The organism is Acidisoma silvae (assembly GCF_020618775.1).
Classification (GTDB): domain Bacteria; phylum Pseudomonadota; class Alphaproteobacteria; order Acetobacterales; family Acetobacteraceae; genus Acidisoma; species Acidisoma silvae.
This window is the reverse complement of the sequence record NZ_JAESVB010000006.1, coordinates 237,241-254,404: the sequence shown is the minus strand read 5'-3', so window position 1 is coordinate 254,404 and position 17,164 is coordinate 237,241. Positions and strand designations below refer to the sequence as shown.

At 62.2% G+C, this 17,164-nt stretch carries 15 protein-coding genes; 7 read left to right on the top strand and 8 right to left on the bottom strand.

The window, feature by feature from the left end; all coding sequences use genetic code 11:
* Window positions 1–97 precede the first annotated feature (97 nt).
* Both ASILVAE211_RS15400 and ASILVAE211_RS15395 read right to left on the bottom strand, forming a co-directional pair.
* Window positions 98–787: a trehalase-like domain-containing protein gene (locus ASILVAE211_RS15400; protein ID WP_227322221.1), complete on the bottom strand. Its 690-nt coding sequence runs from the start codon at window positions 785–787 to the stop codon at window positions 98–100.
* Between the two features lie 1,297 nt (window positions 788–2,084).
* Complete coding sequence (locus ASILVAE211_RS15395) at window positions 2,085–2,861, bottom strand: glycosyltransferase family 25 protein (RefSeq protein WP_319799579.1); 777 nt, start codon at window positions 2,859–2,861, stop codon at window positions 2,085–2,087.
* A 963-nt stretch (window positions 2,862–3,824) separates the two neighbouring features.
* On the opposite strand from ASILVAE211_RS15395, the gene ASILVAE211_RS15390 reads away from it, so the two are divergent.
* Window positions 3,825–4,769, top strand: a complete 945-nt coding sequence (locus ASILVAE211_RS15390; RefSeq protein WP_227322219.1) for an acetamidase/formamidase family protein — start codon at window positions 3,825–3,827, stop codon at window positions 4,767–4,769.
* Between the two features lie 18 nt (window positions 4,770–4,787).
* Here ASILVAE211_RS15390 and ASILVAE211_RS15385 read toward each other — a convergent pair whose 3' ends face one another.
* Complete coding sequence (locus ASILVAE211_RS15385) at window positions 4,788–5,459, bottom strand: peroxiredoxin-like family protein (RefSeq protein ID WP_227322218.1); 672 nt, start codon at window positions 5,457–5,459, stop codon at window positions 4,788–4,790.
* Between the two features lie 164 nt (window positions 5,460–5,623).
* Here ASILVAE211_RS15385 and ASILVAE211_RS15380 point away from each other — a divergent pair, with 164 nt between their 5' ends.
* Together ASILVAE211_RS15380 and ASILVAE211_RS15375 are read left to right on the top strand one after the other, a co-directional pair.
* Window positions 5,624–6,547, top strand: coding sequence for a LysR family transcriptional regulator (locus ASILVAE211_RS15380; RefSeq protein ID WP_227322217.1), 924 nt, complete (start codon window positions 5,624–5,626; stop codon window positions 6,545–6,547).
* Between the two features lie 119 nt (window positions 6,548–6,666).
* Window positions 6,667–7,344 carry a DsbA family oxidoreductase gene (locus tag ASILVAE211_RS15375; protein WP_227322216.1) on the top strand — a complete coding sequence of 226 codons (678 nt, stop codon included), beginning with the start codon at window positions 6,667–6,669 and terminating at the stop codon, window positions 7,342–7,344.
* 6 nt (window positions 7,345–7,350) lie between these two features.
* Here the strand turns inward: ASILVAE211_RS15375 and ASILVAE211_RS15370 are convergent, their stop codons facing one another.
* Together ASILVAE211_RS15370 and ASILVAE211_RS15365 are read right to left on the bottom strand one after the other, a co-directional pair.
* The gene (locus tag ASILVAE211_RS15370) at window positions 7,351–9,012 is read right to left on the bottom strand and encodes a Na/Pi cotransporter family protein (protein ID WP_227322215.1); all 1,662 of its coding nucleotides are present in this window, start codon (window positions 9,010–9,012) and stop codon (window positions 7,351–7,353) included.
* Between the two features lie 183 nt (window positions 9,013–9,195).
* Window positions 9,196–9,393 carry a hypothetical protein gene (locus tag ASILVAE211_RS15365; RefSeq protein ID WP_227322214.1) on the bottom strand — a complete coding sequence of 66 codons (198 nt, stop codon included), beginning with the start codon at window positions 9,391–9,393 and terminating at the stop codon, window positions 9,196–9,198.
* A gap of 84 nt (window positions 9,394–9,477) precedes the next feature.
* Between ASILVAE211_RS15365 and ASILVAE211_RS15360 the strand changes: the two genes are divergently transcribed.
* Window positions 9,478–9,813, top strand: coding sequence for a DUF1491 family protein (locus ASILVAE211_RS15360; RefSeq protein WP_227322213.1), 336 nt, complete (start codon window positions 9,478–9,480; stop codon window positions 9,811–9,813).
* 3 nt (window positions 9,814–9,816) lie between these two features.
* Here the strand turns inward: ASILVAE211_RS15360 and ASILVAE211_RS15355 are convergent, their stop codons facing one another.
* Both ASILVAE211_RS15355 and ASILVAE211_RS15350 read right to left on the bottom strand, forming a co-directional pair.
* The gene (locus tag ASILVAE211_RS15355) at window positions 9,817–10,902 is read right to left on the bottom strand and encodes an acyltransferase family protein (protein WP_227322238.1); all 1,086 of its coding nucleotides are present in this window, start codon (window positions 10,900–10,902) and stop codon (window positions 9,817–9,819) included.
* A gap of 227 nt (window positions 10,903–11,129) precedes the next feature.
* Entirely contained in the window at window positions 11,130–11,585 is a 456-nt protein-coding gene (locus ASILVAE211_RS15350) for a DoxX family protein (protein WP_227322212.1), read from the bottom strand.
* A gap of 249 nt (window positions 11,586–11,834) precedes the next feature.
* Here ASILVAE211_RS15350 and ASILVAE211_RS15345 point away from each other — a divergent pair, with 249 nt between their 5' ends.
* On the top strand, window positions 11,835–12,929 hold the full coding sequence (locus tag ASILVAE211_RS15345) for a branched-chain amino acid aminotransferase (RefSeq protein WP_227322211.1): 1,095 nt from the start codon (window positions 11,835–11,837) through the stop codon (window positions 12,927–12,929).
* Window positions 12,930–13,047: 118 nt separating this feature from the next.
* Here the strand turns inward: ASILVAE211_RS15345 and hemF are convergent, their stop codons facing one another.
* On the bottom strand, window positions 13,048–13,956 hold the full coding sequence (gene hemF / locus ASILVAE211_RS15340; RefSeq protein WP_227322210.1) for an oxygen-dependent coproporphyrinogen oxidase: 909 nt from the start codon (window positions 13,954–13,956) through the stop codon (window positions 13,048–13,050).
* 194 nt (window positions 13,957–14,150) lie between these two features.
* On the opposite strand from hemF, the gene ASILVAE211_RS15335 reads away from it, so the two are divergent.
* Window positions 14,151–15,050, top strand: a complete 900-nt coding sequence (locus ASILVAE211_RS15335; protein ID WP_227322209.1) for an S-methyl-5'-thioadenosine phosphorylase — start codon at window positions 14,151–14,153, stop codon at window positions 15,048–15,050.
* A 114-nt stretch (window positions 15,051–15,164) separates the two neighbouring features.
* Window positions 15,165–16,862, top strand: coding sequence for a Na+/H+ antiporter (locus ASILVAE211_RS15330; RefSeq protein ID WP_227322208.1), 1,698 nt, complete (start codon window positions 15,165–15,167; stop codon window positions 16,860–16,862).
* Window positions 16,863–17,164 lie beyond the last annotated feature (302 nt).

Below are 17,164 nucleotides of genomic sequence, written 5' to 3'. Positions count from 1 at the left end.
ACTATGTGCATATCCGGTGCCGCCTCTGTCGCGGCATCGGAACAGGCATGGTCAGCTGACGTCATGGCGGTAGCTGTGGCAGTGAATGCCCCACAAATCAGCTGGACGTTATAATAGTTTCAGATGGTTTGCCTTGCTTGGCGAGAGCCAGATCAATCAGGCGCTCTAGTCTTCTGGTTGTATGATATTCAACCGCAGCGCGCGTGCTGAGTATGAAGGCCGCCGAGGCGCTGGGTTTCAATGTGAATTCGGCATGAGCCTCACCGTCGCCGGCGCGCAACGCGTCGTGTCGCCCGAGCATGAGATCCGGCAGGCTGGCCGATCGAAACCCGATGGTATTGCGGACGGTCTCGGTGGCCGGGATTTCCGTCCCGTCATTGGGACGTGGGCGGCAGAGAAGTCTGAAAGGGATGTGGCCTTCCATGGCTGTCGCCTGTCGGATCAGTCGGGTCGGCAGTCCGCCGGGACCGGCGTCGGGTAGAAGGATATCGACAATTCGGGCGCGGCCAAGCGCACCCTGCCACTGCGTTATCAGAACATTCGTATCCACCATGTACGATTGCGTGATTGTGGCATCCGGCAGGTCGGGGGCCAGCGTGAAGACCCCGCGGTCCGATGCTTCCAACCGCGCGAATAGGGTCGGGTGGCTGAAATCTGGCCAGCAGAGAAAGTCGATCTCGGCTTTGCGCGACACGAGAGCGATGGAGGAGCCATCCCCAATCACGCTGTGATCGCTTGCTGCGGCTACGGCCGGTTCAAACTCAGCCATTATGGTGCTCATCGGCATTAGCCGGCGAGCCGGCGTCGATGCCGCTACCTCTGTTGTGCCCGTCATAATCAGATTTCGGTAACAGTGGAGGGCAGCTCATATCGTCAATCCGATTGGTGGTTCCATTGGAGACAAGCCCCAAGGCAGGTGTGCGTCATGCGCGCGCCAACCTAAAGGCCAGGAGTTACAAATTTCTTTCAACATGAGTGCGACGAGGTAGTAATGAGCCGTAAAGGTAAAAAGATGATTGCCGACAATTACGCGTTTTAGTCGTTCAAATCTTCGCACGGCTAGGTTACTTTCCGCAATCAACGTCTTGGATTAAGGCGAGGTCAGTGGGGCAGCCGACGGCACGGAAAAAGTGAATGGATTTGTCGGCAGGTTGTGATCATATGTCAATGCGACAAAGGAAGGATCGAAAAAATTATAGTGAAATGATTTTTACTTTGACTGGCAAACAAAAAGAAGCCTGATAGAAAGGACTATGCTAGGCCGCAATGTGTCTAGCCATAGGGAGGGGTGCCATGAAGAGAAAACTTCTTCCGGTCTGGCTGAGATGAATGCATTCTTTCTTTAGAATAAAAATTTAGAAATATTTTGCAATATTTTCAGTGACAAGCAACGTCACGAACAAGAAACTAATGGGGCTTCGCGATGGATCGCCGCCGACAATCGGCCATGGTCTAAGTAATTTGATATATCATCAATGACCATTGGTCGTAGTGCGGGGTATTGACTTGACTACTTATGACTTCGAGAGAATTTGGGGAAAGGTCGATTGCAGAAAGAGCCAATGAACACCTTAGGCGCAGGTGTCGAAATTCTGGGGCCGCATATGGCCAACCTTATATAACTTGCCTGATCAATGCATCGGCTGTGGTGCTTAGCCTTTGGCGGGCGGCGCAAGGTATCTGTGCCGGGGCGTGTCGCGCTTATCGCGCTTTGTCGAATCGGAGTCGCGCTGTCAAAGTTGACGGTACAACTATTTGATAATGCTCGCTAAGCCGGAACGATCGGGGCGCGGGCTTTTTTGTTGAAACCTGACGGTGCACTGAAATCTGCTGCCGTCTCGGCCCAACAGGATGCTCTGAGGCGGAGCAATCCTGCGCTCAAAAAGATAGTCCAGGCATCGCACAGTAAACGCTAGAAGCGTGATGAGATTTATTTAATGATCATGCAAGAGGCTTGTCCGCGCCCCTGACCTGGCGACCCGGTGATGTGGTCGGTCGGGCAGGTCAGGCGGTTTCGCTTTGATCGTCCCGTACGCCGGACGACCGCAGCGTCGTTGAATGATGCCGGTGAACGCTATGCGCGCTTAGTCCGCAATGCTGAGTATTGGCATGACCGCGCGATTGGCGGTCGCCGTATTGTGCATTCTCGCCATATGCCCACGGATGGTAGAGGTTGACTGGTCGTTCGGTGAGATGGCGAGGGGCGGCACGGACACATAGGCCTGCCATTTGTGGTAGTGGCGGTTCATCTCCACATCAAGCGCGGTATTGAACCATGTGACGCCCGGTTGTGTGACGTAATCCGCGCTTTGATTGGCAACCGGCAGGCAATCCGCCAGCATGCGGGCAGCGCCTTTGGGTGAGATCGAATAACATCCCATGGCGGCGGCCGAGAGAAGGCGCATCAGCATGGGTTCTGTCGTTTCTTGGCGAAAGACATCCGGCCGGCTGACGGCGGTGGCGTGGTCATATTGCATGATGGCCGGGCCCAGGCCAACGGCGGGCTCAACTTTCAGCGGCCAGTCGAAATTATGCATCCACAGCACCAGGTCCCAATCCTGAAGTCTGTTCAGTTTGGCCTGCGCCATGGATTGAAAGTCGGCCCGCAGGATGAGATCGTCTTCGGCGATGTGGAAGGGTTGCGACCCGGCCGCGCATTGGCGCCAGAGGGTGATATGGGACAGGGCGCAGCCCACCGTGCCCATCGTATAAGTATTGTCTTCGGTGATCAGCCCGTCATGGATGCACTGATCGCGGTCCAGATCTTTGCCGACGACGGCGGAAAAGCGCTCGAACGGAAAGCCTGGGTTCCATGCCGTGATCTGTTCAAAACGCTCGGGTGTCGAATCAAGATTGATCACGCGAATTGACGATACCATGGGCTATCTGACCGGAAAGTTGAGGTGCCGAAGTTTTGGGGGAGCGAAGGTTGAGCCTGGGCGATCACGCGGCGGGCATCATTGTGATTGGTCAGGCGGTCGACATTCTCGGACTCTCAAGCGGGAACGGTTGTCCAGGCCAATACGCTCGGCTGGAGAGCATGGTCTTATCCATAGCGAATGGAGGGCGACGCTGCCTATCTAACGATGCAGGAGCCGATCAATTTGAGCCAAGATGTCAAGAGTGGCGTCGCGGTTAAAATCGCGGCACGAATGGCCGCGTGCTAGTAATCGCTAGCTACGGCGCCACTGACTTCGTAAGTCGTCGTCTCCAGACCGGGAGAGGCGGGGAGGGCCGCAAACCTCCCCGCTGGCTTTTCGGCGGGACAGGCCGCCGCAGTGCCAAGCCCTACGGCATTCCGTCTTTATATTGATATGGCAATATCGTGCGCTCTGGAAGCACGCTTGCGCGCTAAAATCCGTTCCTGCGCGGATCGCGCGATGATGGACAGAAGTCAGGAAATGTTCGCGGCGGGATTCGAACCCACGGCCCCAGGATTCATGCCACTTCGGCTTTCGCCGCCGCTGCCCCGTGGGGCCGCGTTCGTGGTCTGGACTGTCCCTTCGCCATAGGCCAAAGCCTTTAGGCGCCACCCATCCAGTCTCTACACCTTCCCAGGCCTTTCGGCCGGGGCTTGGCTCGGGATTGGCACAGGGTCATCGGCGACCCCAAGCTTTCCCCGACTTTGAGCGGATCCGCCGCGCGGTTTCCCATCGCGACGCCCAGTTTCAACAACAAGGAATCCTGTGCTCTATCCTGCTGAGCTACGCGAACACACAGGCTCTTCATACTGAAGCCGAAAGCGAGCGGCAAGGCTGCCCAAAGCCTGTTTCTTTCGGCTAGGCTGCGGCTTTCCCTGGTCGTCCCCGCAGGAGCCTCGCCGCATGTGCAGAAATTGCGACTTTACCATCCATGCCGCCCAGCATCATTTCGGCTGGGACAATAGTTTCGCGCCCGTGCTGCGGACCGAGCCCGGCAAGACGATCGCTTTCCAGTGCAATGACGCATCCGCCGGCCAGCTCACCCCGGACAGCACGGTCGGCGATGTCACGACGCTCGATTTCGGCCTCATCAATCCCGTGACGGGCCCTGTCTACGTGGAAGGCGCGGAGCCGGGGGACGTTCTGAAAGTCAGCATCCACGACTTCACGCCCTCCGGCTTCGGCTGGACGGCCAATATTCCCGGTTTCGGCCTGCTGGCGGATCAGTTTCCGGATGCCGCGCTGAAAATCTGGTCCTATGACGCAGCGACCCTGGCGCCGGCCTTGTTCTCAGACATCGCACGCGTGCCGCTGAAGCCCTTCGCCGGCACCATCGGGGTGGCCTTGGCCGAGGCCGGGCTGCATTCCATCGTCCCGCCGCGCCGGGTCGGCGGCAATATGGATATTCGCGACCTCGCGGTCGGGACGGAGCTTTACCTGCCGGTGGAGGTGGCTGGCGCCCTCTTCTCGATCGGCGATACGCATGCGGCTCAGGGGGACGGTGAGGTCTGCGGCACGGCCATTGAAAGCCCGATGAACCTGACGCTGACGCTGGACCTGATCAAGCAAACCAAGCTGGAAACGCCCCGTTTCACGACGCCCGGGCCGGTCACGCGGCATCTGGATGGCGCGGGCTATGAGGTGACCACGGGCATCGGGCCAGACCTGATGCAGGGGGCGAAGGATGCGCTGTCCCGGATGATCGACCTGCTGGGCGCGCAGCACGGCCTGTCGGCGATGGACGCCTATATGCTGTGCTCCGTCGCGGGGGATCTGCGCATCAGCGCCATCGTCGATAAGCCCAACTGGCTGATGAGCTTTTATTTCCCGCGCATCGTCTTTGCGTAAAGGCCGACGGCGCCGGTTTTAGGCCGGCGCCATGGTCTCGGCGTTCAGCGTGCGCAGCGCCGCCAGGCCGTCACGCGGCTCGGTCCGCTCGAAATGCACGGGCGAGACATGGGCGAAGCGGATGACGCCGTCGCTGCCGATCAGGAATTCGGCGGCGCGCGGCAGTCGCATGTCGCCGGAGCAGTTCTCGTCCGTCAGGTCGCAGCCAAGCTTGGTCAGGATCTCGCGGGTGAGCTGCTTCACATTGCTGACGACACCGAAGGCATCGCCCACCTTGTTGCAGCTATCCGACAGGATCGGGAAGCTGACGCCGTTATTCTCCTGGACCAGGGCCGCGCGGCTGACCTTCTGCGGCGAGATCGCGAGGATAGACCCGCCAGCGCGGCGCACCTCCGGCGCGATGTCTTCCCAGGCGCGCAATGTCAAGGTGCTGTACGGGCACCAGCCCCCCTTAAAAAACAGAACAAAAACAGGCCCCTGGGCGGCATAGTTTGCAAGTTGGTGACGTTTCCCATCCGCACCGTCCAAGGTGAAGTCCGGGGCGCGCTCGCCAATCGTCAATGGCTTCGCCATTGCCGCCTCAGCCCGGTATTCGGTCTCCAGCCCACGCAATGCACAAGCGGTTTCCTTATCCGCTCGTTCGAAAACGGAGGTTTTGAAGGCGACTAGCTGGGCGTTCAAAGATTTCATGGCGGCACCCGGAAGCTCTTTATCCAATGCGTTTATCGCAGGGCTGGCGTCGAATTGTCCACGGCTAAGACTAAAGATTTGTCATCTTTAAGAGAGATCGTTCATATCTCCCTTAAGTTAAATACCTGACGTTTTGATATCATTCATGCTATCGAGTATGGGTTATGGATTTATTAGCGGCTTTCAGATGTTTCGTGCGGGTGGCAGAGACGGGTTCCTTCTCCGCGGTAGCGCGCGAAGTCGGCTCAACCCAACCTGCCATATCCCGCCAGATCGCCGCCCTTGAGGCGCATTTCGACGTTCGCCTTATCCAACGTACCACGCGCAGTCTCACCTTCACCCAGGACGGGCAGGATCTGCTGGCCCATGCGCGCCGGGTTCTGGATACCGTGGACGAGACCGAGGAAATCCTCGGTAAGCGCCGCGCCTCGCCCTCGGGCACGGTGCGCATCGCCTCGTCCACCGCAATGTCGCGCAAGCATATCATACCGCGCCTGCCACGGCTGATGCAGCGTTATCCGGATCTGGAAGTCGAAATCAGCATGTCGGAACAGGTGCAGGACCTCGTTGCCGAGAATATCGACGTCGCCGTTCGCGCGGGGCAGATCGCCGATTCCTCTCTGGTGGCCCGGCATCTGGGGTCCACCGCGCGCGGCATGATCGTCTCCACCGCCTATCTTGAAAAGCATGGCGAACCGCAAACGCCTGCGGACCTCGCCCAGCATTCCTGCCTGGTTTATACGGGCGGCCTCGGTCGTGCCTCGGCCAGTCAGTGGGAGTTCGACGGTCCCGGCGGATCGACGATCGTCGAAGTCCATGGCCGCTTCCGCTGCGACAGCGTCGAAGGCATTTGCGACGGCATCAGGGCCGGGCTCGGCATCAGCCGCCTGCCGACCTGGATGTTCGACGAGGATATCGCGCAGGGGCGTGTCGTCGCCATTCTGCAGGACTGGCAGCCCCCACGCGTGCCGATCCATGCGGTCTATCCGTCGCGGCGACATCTGGCGCCGCGTGTCAGGGCCGTGATCGATTTTTTTGTGAACGAATTCCGGCTTGATCCGATGGTGTCGGACTACACCGCCCTCTGAGAATTAATACTGCCGGACTTGGGCGGCGGTAGGCTGCGGCCGCCGCGCGATTGTGCTAGGTGAATCGTTTTGCGCCCGGTGCGGTCAGGAACAGGCGGGCGCGGCCAGGCAGATCGCTCATGAATATGCTCGCCTTTTCCCCAGCACCGGTCGTGGTCGAGATCATCTATGATCTCGTCTGCCCCTGGTGTTACATCGGCACGCGCCGGCTGCTGCGCATGATGCGCCGCCGGCCCGATATCGATATGGCCGTCGAATGGCGGCCCTTCCTGCTCAATCCGGATATGCCCCGCGCAGGCATGACCCGCAGTGCCTATATCCAGCGCAAATTCGGCGCGGAGGACCGGGCAAGGCGCCTTTTCGCGACGATTACCGATCTCGGCCGCAGCGAGGACATCGCCTTCCGCTTCGACCTCATCCGCACCACGCCCAGCAGCGTCGATGCGCATCGCCTGGTCCATTTCGCGGCCGGTTTCGACCGCGCCGAGGTCGTCGCGAGCGCGATCTTCAAAGCCTATTTCTGCGAAGGCCAGGATATCGGCGCCTATGACGTGCTGCTGCGCATCGGCGAAGCCGCCGGCCTGCCGATGGCGGAGACAAGAACCTTCCTGGCCGGCGATGTCGCGACGGACCTGGTCCATGCCGACAATCTTCGCGCCCATCGTCTCGGCATCAATGGTGCGCCCTGCTTCATCCTCGGCCGCCGGCACGCCATTGCCGGCGCGCAGGAGCCCGAAGTGCTGGAATGCCTGCTGAATGTCGCGATCTTCGATCTCTCGATGAGCGACGCCGACTAAAGCAGCCTAGTCGTGCTCGGCTGATCGCAAGCGGCTGGCGAGCAGATTGCCCCCGGTTTCCAGCACCGGATAGGCGGCAGCCGCGACCAGATGGGCATTGATGCGCTTGAGGTCGCGCAGCGCATCCAGATGCAGCGAACTCGTCTCGGCGCTGTCCACGCGCCCGGCCCGCAGCCGTGCGAAATGCGTGGCCGTGGCCTGTGCCTCCATCTGCCGGAAGTTTTCCTTCTCCTCCGCCAGCAATCGGGCGGCGCGCTCGTCCCCGGTCATGAACAGCGATCCGGCCGCGCGCAGATTGGCGGTCAGCCGATCGATGATGGCGATCAGCTCAGCCTCGCCGTCCTTCGAAAAGGCCAGGCCGCGCCGCAGCTTCTTCTGGGCGACGCCCAGCAGGTCGCGCTCCACGATATCGCCGGCCTGTTCCATATGGGTCGCGAAGGACAGGATTTCCGTCACCCGCTGATGATCGGCGGTCGTCAGCGCGTCGGTGTCGAGACCGGTCAGATAGGATTTGATCGCCGTGTTCAGACGGTCCAGCACGTCGTCCAGGCGCTTGGTCTCGGCAATTTCGCGGCGGTCGCCGCGACCGAAAGCGTCGCGCAGGCCCAGCAGCATCGTCTCCAGCACATCCGCCAGCCGCAGAGCCTCGCGGGCGGCGGCGCCGATGGCGATGACCGGCGCTTCGGTCGCGCCCGCGTTCAGATATTGCGGCCGGCTGGGATCGGCGGGGTCGACGCGCGCCGGCAGCAGCTTTCGCAGCAAGGCCGCATAGGTTTTCAGGAAAGGGAAGAAGGCGGCGGCGAGAATAATGTTGAAGGCGGTATGGAAATCGGCGACCGAGCGTGCGGCATCGGGCTCGATCTGCACCAGCAGCGTGCCCAGCCAGGGGAGGATCGACAGCGCGATCAGCGTGCCGATGGCCCGGTTGATGAGATTGCCGATGGGCAGACGCCGCGCCGCCGGGTCCGCGCCGGTCGAGCCTTCCAGCACCGGGTTGATGGCGGTGCCCAGATTGGCGCCCAGCACCAGCGCGAAAGCGGCATCCGGCGGCACCACGTTATTGCCGGCGAAGGACATGATCAGCAGCACGACCGCGACCGAGGAATGGGCGGCCCAGGTGAGGCCGGCCGCCAGAATGACATCGACCAGCGGCTGATTGGCGACCGCACCCAGAAATACCTTCAGGTTCGGCACATCTTCGTAGGGCGTCACGAGCCCGACGAACTGGCTCAGCGCCATCAGAACAAGACCGAGGCCGATGAAGACGCGGCCGAAATCCCGCGTGGCGGCCGTCGCGCGGCGGAACATCAGCACGCCGATCAGGATCAGCGCGGGTGCCACGTCGGTGACGTTGAAAGACAGCAGCTGCACAATCAGCGTGGTGCCGACATTGGCGCCCAGCATGACGGCAAGGGCCGGGACCAGATCGACCAGCCCGCCGGCGGCGAAACCGGTCACCATCAGCCCCGTGGCGGTACTGCTTTGCAGGATGGCGGTGACGCCGATGCCCGCCAGAAAGGCTTTAAACCGGTTGCGGAGCGCTTGTCCCAGGAAACCGCGCAGCTTGGCACCGAAGGCTCTCTGCACACCTGTCTGGACCATATGAACGCCCCAGAGCAGCAGGGCGACATAGCCGGCGAGCTGAAGCAGGGTGAGCGGTAGGTCCAAAGCGATCTCCTCGGTCGATCAAGCGCAGGCAGCGGCGTGAGAGCCTCAATGCTGTGTGGGTGATCGACTAAGATGGCCCCTTAGGACTGTAACCGTATTGTCAAAAATGGTCCTCTGGCCTGTTGCAGTGCGACATGACCGATGAAAGGCCAGGTGACGGCCGCTGTAGGCGGCCCACCACTATCAGGTTTTGGTTTTGATCGGCTTGTGCGCGCGGTCCAGCAGGCGGGAGAAGAAGCCCGGCGGCTTCGGCGGCGCGGGCGGCAGCTTGGCGGCGGTGGCAGCCTTCTTCTCCTGCTCCTTGCTGACCAGCCATTTATCCAGGCTCATGCCATTCTTCGCCGCGCGCTTCGCTTCATAAGCGCGCTGGGATTCGGTCATCTTTCGGTCCATTGAGGGCCTCCTCGTCTCTGGCCTCATCTGGCAGGCAGAGCGTTGCGAGTCGAGTGGGCAAAGGACGGTTTTATGGAAGCACGCGTAAAAGCCCAGATCTGGGTGCAGGTGGCACTCCGCCTGGGCGATAAGGACGGACGCCCGGGCATGGTCCTGCGCCGGGGCGATGCCGATGCTGGCGGCATCCTCGTGGTGCTGCGCGACCGGGAAAACCGGCTGGTCGTGCTGTCGCAGACACGAACGGATGGCGGCGCGCTCGCCTGGCTGCGCGCGACGGGAGCCGAGCCGGTCGATCAGGAGAAGGCCGATGCCTATGTCGACCGCCAGGTGAAATTCGATCCCGATCTCTGGGTCATCGAATTCGAAGGACCGGATTTCCTGCCGCCCTTCGAGGGGAAAATTCTGTAAGCGCTAGATATCCCGCTTCGCCGCGCCGTCTGTCAGCGGCACGCCCTTCTGCCAGAACCGCTGCCCGGATGCCGGAAACAGGAAGGCTTCCAGTTTCATGAGCGGCCGGCGCAGCTTCAGGGCGGGCTTTTCGATCAGGTTCCAGGATGCCGCCGCGAAGAGCAGCGAACAGGGAATGCAGACAAGGACGCTGGCCCACCAATAGCGGAATTCGGGGAACAGAAACGCGAAGAGCTGCTGAATCACGAAGCCATAGAGATAGACCCCGTAGGAGAGGTCGGCGCTCCGGATAATGGCGAGGCGTCGGTAGTCCGTCAGGCCCAGCCATACGGTGACATAGCCGAGCAGGAAGACGGCCGGATATTCGCCGCCGGGGAGATAGGTCAGCAACAGCGCGGCCAGGATCACCGAGCCGCCAAACAGCCGGCCGTCCCAGCTCATCTGTTCGCGATAGAGATAAAGCGAAATCCCCACCAGGAAGCTGACGATCAGCAGCGTGCCGGGAATTCCGCCCAGCATATACAGGGACTGTCCGTGGTGCTCGATCACCCGATAGCCCAGATGAAGGACGCAGATGCCCAGGGCGGCGAGCGGCGCCAGCCAGGGCCGCCTGACGACGCCGATCAGCGCCAGCGCGGAAATGGTGATATAGCAGCCGAGTTCGTAAGGGACGGTCCATAGCTGCGAATTGACGGTGTTCGGGAAGGGATTGTCCGCGAAGACACCGGGCAGAAGATAATGAATATCGCCGGTGACGTTCAGCAGATAGCGGTGGAATTCGGGGTCCGTCAGATAGGCCTTGGCGGGAAGCGTGGTGATGCTGAGGCCGATGATGAAGGCCGACAGCAGCACTTCGATGATCAGCGCCGGATAGATCCGGATAACCCGCAGGCCCAGGAAGGAAATCAGCGTCCGGCACCGTTCCAGGCTTCCGGCGACCAGGAAGCCGCTCAGCGCGAAGAACATGGGCAGCACCGCGCGCAAAACCGGGCGCAGCGGCGTTACCCAGAGGTGAGAATCCGCAGCCTGGCCGCCCGTGGTGATGGCGCCATGCGTAATGACAACGGCAAGCGCGAGACCGATCCGCAGATAGTCGAAGCCGGACGGGCGGCCTTTGGTCTCAGCAAGACGCTGCCCGAGCGACGGTCGCCGCTTGGTCGTGAAGTCCGATGTAACTGTCAGGTAGCCCCCAGATTGCTATCGCGCAACTTGGGGAAGCCAATAGCTTAGGCGGCAGGGCCGGGTCACACGCCCTAATTGACTGACGCGACCCATGCGCCTTTCGGACTACATGCGATATCGTCGCGGCAGTGGCGTTACGTTCCGCTTATTTTCGGCACATGGTGGTTTTCCAGCTTGATCGTGGCATCCACGGAATAACGTCCGCCGCCGGTGACGTAGATCGCCAGAAGCCCGCCAATGATCGATATGTTCTTGAAGAAATTCAGCTCGGCATCGGCGGCGGCGCTGCCGGTCATGGACCAGAAGGGATGACCGACGATCGCCGTCGCTAGCGTATAGGCGGCCATCAACAGAGCCGTCAGCCGTGTCATGACACCGGCCACCAAGGCGAGGCCAATGAAGAACTCCATGACCACGGCGAAGACCGCCGCGAGCGGCGCATCCGGGACGCCCGTCTGGGACATGAAGCCGATCGTATCGCCGAACTGGGTCAATTTGTCCCAGCCGAATAGCACGAAGAGCAGCATCAGCAGGATGCGGGCAGCGAGCAGAGCGCCGTCCTTGATTCTGTCAGCACCTAATTCGAGCATCGCCGTAACTCCTTCTTGCGGGAGTAATGAGGGCAGGCGGAGCCGGTTCTTCTTGGTAGCTAGTTTGGGCGCTTTTTATGGCGGCCTGTCAATCACTTGGCGATCACACTGCCGCGCGCGGCGGCAGCCTGACTGCCGGCCGCGTCTCCGCATCGGCGCATAGCTTGTCTGCGGTCCCGCTAGAGGCGAAAGTTGCGCGCAGGTGACATTCTACGACACGACGATGATGGATTTGATGGAAGCGACGCAATGAGCGGCAACAGCGTACAGTTTGACCACAAACCGAACCCGGCGCCGATGCCGGCGGTCCAGCGGGATGCCCTTCTGGCCAATCCAGGCTTCGGTCGCGTCTTTACCGATCATATGGCCGTCATTCAATATACGGAAGGCAAGGGCTGGCACTCCGCCCGGATTGAGGCGCGTGCGCCCTTGCAGGTCGATCCCGCCAGCGCCGTCCTGCACTACGCGCAGGAGATTTTCGAGGGCATGAAGGCCTATCGCGTCGACAACGGCTCGGTTCTGTTCCGGCCGGATGCCAATGCGCGGCGCTTCAATGCTTCGGCGGATCGCATGTCCATGCCGCAACTGCCCGAGCATCTGTTCCTGCAATCGGTGAAGAAGCTGGTCGAGGTCGACCGCGACTGGGTGCCCAGCCAGCCCGGTGGCAGCCTCTATCTGCGCCCCTTCATGATCGCCAGCGAGATCTTCCTGGGCGTGAAACCCTCCGCCGAATACTTGTACATGGTCATCGCCTCGCCGGTCGGCTCCTATTTCAAGGGCGCGGGCGGCCCCGTTTCAGTCTGGATTTCCCAGAACGACACGCGTGCGGCCACCGGCGGCACGGGCGCGGCCAAATGCGGCGGCAACTACGCCGCCAGCCTGCGGGCTCAGGCGGAAGCCATCCGCAACGGCTGCGACCAGACGCTGTTCCTGGACGCGAAGGAACGCCGCTGGGTCGAGGAACTGGGCGGCATGAACGTCTTCTTCGTCTTCGAAGACGGGTCGCTGGCTACCCCGCCGCTGGAAGGCACCATCCTGCCGGGCATTACACGCGACAGCCTCATCACCCTGGCCCGCGCTGAAGGCCTGACGGTGCGTGAGGAACGCTATTCCATCGACCAGTGGAAGGCCGACGCCGCCAGCGGCAAGCTGCGCGAAGTCTTTGCCTGCGGCACGGCCGCCGTGGTCGCCCCCATCGGCCGGGTGGCCAGCCCAGCGGGCAGCTTCACGATCGGCAATCCCGAGGTCGGCGGCCCGGTAACGACGAAGCTGCGCGCCGCATTGGTGGATATCCAGCTGGGCCAGGCCCCCGACCCGCATGGCTGGGTGCAGAAGGTTTTTTGAGCGCACCAGCCGTCATGCCAACGTAAGCGGGCATCTTCTCAGTCTCGTCGCAGTGCCAAAGGACGAAGATTCGCGCCTTCGCGGGAATGACGTGGCTTTAGTGAAAGCCTGAAGCGCCTCAGGGCCAGCGCACTTCGGGCGGCATGCTCATCAGAATAGCTTCGGTCTTGCCGCCCGTCTTGAGGCCGAACAGCGTGCCGCGATCATAAAGCAGGTTGAACTCGACATAGCGGCCACGGCGGATCAGCTGGTGTTCGCGTTCGGCCTCGGTCCAGGGCGTGAACATCCGGCGGCGGACGATGCGCGGATAGACGTCCAGGAAGGCCAGCCCGACATCGCGGGTGAAGGCGAAATCGGCCGTGACGTCGCCGGTTTTGTGCTGGTCATAGAAAATGCCACCGGCGCCACGCGGCTCGCCGCGATGCGGCAGATAGAAATACTCGTCGCACCACTGCTTGAAGCGCGGATAAAAATCATCGCCGTGCTTGTCGCAGGCGGCCTTGAAGGCGGCGTGAAAGTCCGCCGCGTCCTCCATCGCTTCCGGCGCTTCCAGCCGCATCGGCGTCAGGTCGGCGCCGCCCGCGAACCAGCCATGGCTGGTGATGATCATGCGCGTATTCATATGCACGGCCGGCACCAGCGGGCTGTGCATATGCGCGACCAGGCTGACGCCGGAGGCCCAGAAGCGCGGGTCTTCCGCCGCACCGGGAATGGATTTGCGGAATTCCGGGCTGAATTCGCCTGAGACGGTTGAGACATTGACGCCGACCTTCTCGAAGACCCGGCCGCGCATCACGCTCATGACGCCGCCGCCGCCTTCACCACCTTCCGTCGTATCGCGTTGCCACGCGGTACGCTCGAAACGGCCGGGGGCGCGATCCGCCAGCGGGCCGGTCTGCGCGTCTTCGATGGCCTCGAAGGCCGCGCAGATACGGTCGCGCAGGCTTTCGAACCAAGCTGTGGCTTCGCCGCGCAGGGCGGTATGGGCAAGCGCCGGGTCGGCGGCGGGGGTGATGGTGTCAGACATAAGGCCGATCCTTCAGCGATGCGGCAGGCAGAGGAAACCTCGCCGCTGCCGCAGGTTCATACACATGTCTTGCGCGTGAATCTCCCCCTCAGGCATTGCTCTATATCAAGCCGCACCTTGCCTCATGCGCCCGGCTGTTGTTGATGCCCTGCACATCCCGACCTGACCCGCACCTCTCACCGAAGGAGAGCCTCATGGCTGAAGACGCGACCGGAACTGTGGAACCTCTCATCGGCATTATCGGCGGCTCCGGCCTCTATGACATCGACGGACTGGAAGAGAAGGAATGGCGGACGGTTGAAACCCCCTGGGGCGCGCCGTCCGACGATCTGCTGTTCGGTCGCCTGCATGGCCTGCGCTGCGTTTTCCTGCCACGTCACGGTCGCGGTCATAAGATCTCGCCCTCCGGCCTGAACTATCGCGCCAATATCGATGCGCTGAAGCGCGTCGGCTGCACCGACGTGCTGTCGCTCTCGGCCGTCGGCAGCCTGAAGGAAGAACTGCCGCCGGGCCATTTCGTGGTCATCGACCAGTTCATCGACCGCACCTTCGCGCGCGAGAAAAGCTTCTTCGGCACCGGCTGCGTCGCCCATGTCTCGGTGGCCCACCCCGTCTGCTCGCGCCTCGGCGATGCGCTGGAAGGGGCGGCACGCGGCCTCGGCCTGCCGGTGACGCGCGGCGGCACCTATCTGACGATGGAAGGCCCGCAATTCTCGACCTATGCCGAAAGCGTGCTCTATCGCTCCTGGGGCTGTTCGGTGATCGGCATGACGAACATGCCCGAGGCAAAGCTCGCCCGTGAGGCCGAGCTTTGCTACGCGACGGTTGCCATGGTGACGGATTATGACTGCTGGCATGAAGGCCATGACGCCGTCACTGTCGATCAGGTGGTGAAGGTTCTGTTCGGCAATGCCGACAATGCCCGCGCTTTGGTCAAGGCCGTGCTGCCCGTCGTCGGTCAGAACCGTGGCCTCTGCTCGGCGGGTTGCGATCGTGCCCTGGAATACAGCCTGATCACGGCACCGGCCGCGCGCGACCCGGAAGTGGTCGCCAAGCTTGATGTCGTCGCCGGCCGCGTTCTGAAAGCCGCCTGAGTTTTCTGCTCCAACTCAGCCTCGTCATGCGCGGCTTTATGCCGCGCATCTACCCGTAGCGGCGCCCCGATGGGTAGATTCCCGCCATAAAGGCGGGGATGACATCCCTAAGACTTGGCTTCCAGCAAAGGCGCCGCGATGCATCTGACGACCGTCATTCTACTGCTGCTGTTCATCACGGCGCTGACCAATCTGGCCGTGACGGTCGTGCGCGTGCCGCTGCCTTTGTTGCAGATCGCGGTGGGCGCGGTCTGCGATCTGCTGGGGTTCCACGTCGCCTTCGACCCTGCGTTGTTTCTGCTGCTCTTCATTCCGCCGCTGCTGTTTTCCGACGCCTATCGCATCCCGAAGCGCGAGCTGACCGAGGCCGGCGTCCCGGTCTTCATGCTCTCCGTCGGGCTGGTGATCTTCACGACCTTCGGCGTCGGCAGTTTCGTTCATTGGCTGCTGCCCTTCGTGCCGTTGGCCGCCGCGCTGGCGCTGGCGGCCGTGCTGTCGCCGACGGACGCGGTGGCGCTCAGCGGCATTCTGAACGGCCGCGCATTGCCGCGCCGCTTCATGCATGTGCTGCAAGGCGAGGCGCTGCTGAATGACGCCTCCGGTCTGGTGTCCTTCAATTTCGCGGTCGCGACGGTGGCCGGCGTGCATTTTTCGTTGGGCGTCGCGAGTCTCGAATTCCTGGCCGTGGCGCTGGGCGGTATTCTGATCGGTGCCATTCTCGGCTGGGCGTTTTTCCAGCTCGACAAGCGTGTCCTGTCCCATCACGCGGGCGAGGCCTCGATCTATGTCGTGCTGGTGATGCTGTTGCCCTTCGCCGCCTATCTGGCGGCCGAGGAACTGGGGCTTTCCGGCATTCTGGCGGCTGTGACCGCGGGCCTCGTGCTCAATCTGCTGGACCCGTTCGGCGGCAGCCATGGCGCCACCCGCCGGCATGTCTTCTCTCTGTGGCGTATTCTCGAATTCGCCTTTAACGGCCTCATCTTCCTGCTGCTGGGCCTGCAATTGCCCAGCATTCTGGGCGGCGGCATCCAGCGGGCCGTCCATGCCGGCTATTCGCCCTGGGCCTTGCCGCTGCTGATCGTCTTCGTGACGGGCGTTCTGATCCTGCTGCGCTTCGCCTGGGTGTTGATGACCTCGCTGCTGCGCACGGGCGTGCACCGGGTCAGGCGGCGTGGCCAAAGGCGCATTGCCAGTTTCGGGGCTTTGGCTCTGGCCTCCGTCGCGGGCGTGCGCGGCGCCGTGACGCTGGCGGGTATCCTGTCTTTGCCGCTGTTCTTGCCCGACGGATCGCAATTTCCCGCCCGTTCCCTGCTGATCAGCGTCGCCGCCGGGGTCATCGTGCTGTCCCTGCTGATCGCGGTGGTCTGCGTGCCGCTGCTGCTGCGCCGTCTCGGCCAGCAGGACGAAGACCCTTTCGAGGCTGAACTCGCGGCGGCCCGGCAGCAGATGGCGGAAAGCGCCATGCGCGAGCTGGAAGAACGCGTGGAAGATGGGCTCAAGCGCCGCGAAGGCACGCGGCGCAACGCCTATGAGGAGGCGGGCAGCCGGGTGCTGGCCGATTACCGTCTGCGACTGGATGGTCGTGATGACGGCAATGACGGCCAGGAACAGGCGCGGGAAGACAAACGTGCGGAAATGGCGCTGCGCCTGCGGGGTGTTCGCGCCGAGCGGGCCGAGATGCGCAGGCTCCGCCAGCACCATGCCATCAATGACGAGGCGGTCCAGATTCTGATCGAGGAACTGGATCTGGCGGAGGAGGCGCTGTCGCGGGTTGCCGCCAGCCTGCCGGCCCGGCGCGAGGCCGCGGAATAAAGTCGCGGAATAAACCTGCGCGCATAGGACACCTGCGCGACCTTTGGTTGCGTGAACCTTGCCGCGAAGGCACGGTCTCGTCGTTATGACGATGCAGAACATCCCCACGAGCGCGCTTGCGCTCCTTCGGCGACTTACCACCGCGGTCCTCTGAAAGAGGCCGTTTGTTCTGCCGCGCGCGGACAATCCGCGCTGCCTCACCGATCGTCGTTGCCGGAAGTATCCGACCCATGTCTCGTCTCTGCCCTCATCGCCACACCGCTTGGATGCCCAGGCGTGCGCTGCCGCGACTTCGATGCGGT

Bases quoted from the DNA above. Each gene is read 5' to 3' on its own strand.
- ASILVAE211_RS15360 (WP_227322213.1), top strand. From the start codon at position 9,478: ATGGAAGCACGCGTAAAAGCCCAGATCTGGGTGCAGGTGGCACTCCGC.
- ASILVAE211_RS15375 (WP_227322216.1), top strand. From the start codon at position 6,667: ATGAATATGCTCGCCTTTTCCCCAGCACCGGTCGTGGTCGAGATCATC.
- hemF (WP_227322210.1), bottom strand. From the start codon at position 13,956: ATGTCTGACACCATCACCCCCGCCGCCGACCCGGCGCTTGCCCATACC.
- ASILVAE211_RS15345 (WP_227322211.1), top strand. From the start codon at position 11,835: ATGAGCGGCAACAGCGTACAGTTTGACCACAAACCGAACCCGGCGCCG.
- ASILVAE211_RS15400 (WP_227322221.1), bottom strand. From the start codon at position 787: ATGCCGATGAGCACCATAATGGCTGAGTTTGAACCGGCCGTAGCCGCA.
- ASILVAE211_RS15390 (WP_227322219.1), top strand. From the start codon at position 3,825: ATGTGCAGAAATTGCGACTTTACCATCCATGCCGCCCAGCATCATTTC.
- ASILVAE211_RS15335 (WP_227322209.1), top strand. From the start codon at position 14,151: ATGGCTGAAGACGCGACCGGAACTGTGGAACCTCTCATCGGCATTATC.
- ASILVAE211_RS15380 (WP_227322217.1), top strand. From the start codon at position 5,624: ATGGATTTATTAGCGGCTTTCAGATGTTTCGTGCGGGTGGCAGAGACG.
- ASILVAE211_RS15385 (WP_227322218.1), bottom strand. From the start codon at position 5,459: ATGAAATCTTTGAACGCCCAGCTAGTCGCCTTCAAAACCTCCGTTTTC.
- ASILVAE211_RS15365 (WP_227322214.1), bottom strand. From the start codon at position 9,393: ATGACCGAATCCCAGCGCGCTTATGAAGCGAAGCGCGCGGCGAAGAAT.
- ASILVAE211_RS15350 (WP_227322212.1), bottom strand. From the start codon at position 11,585: ATGCTCGAATTAGGTGCTGACAGAATCAAGGACGGCGCTCTGCTCGCT.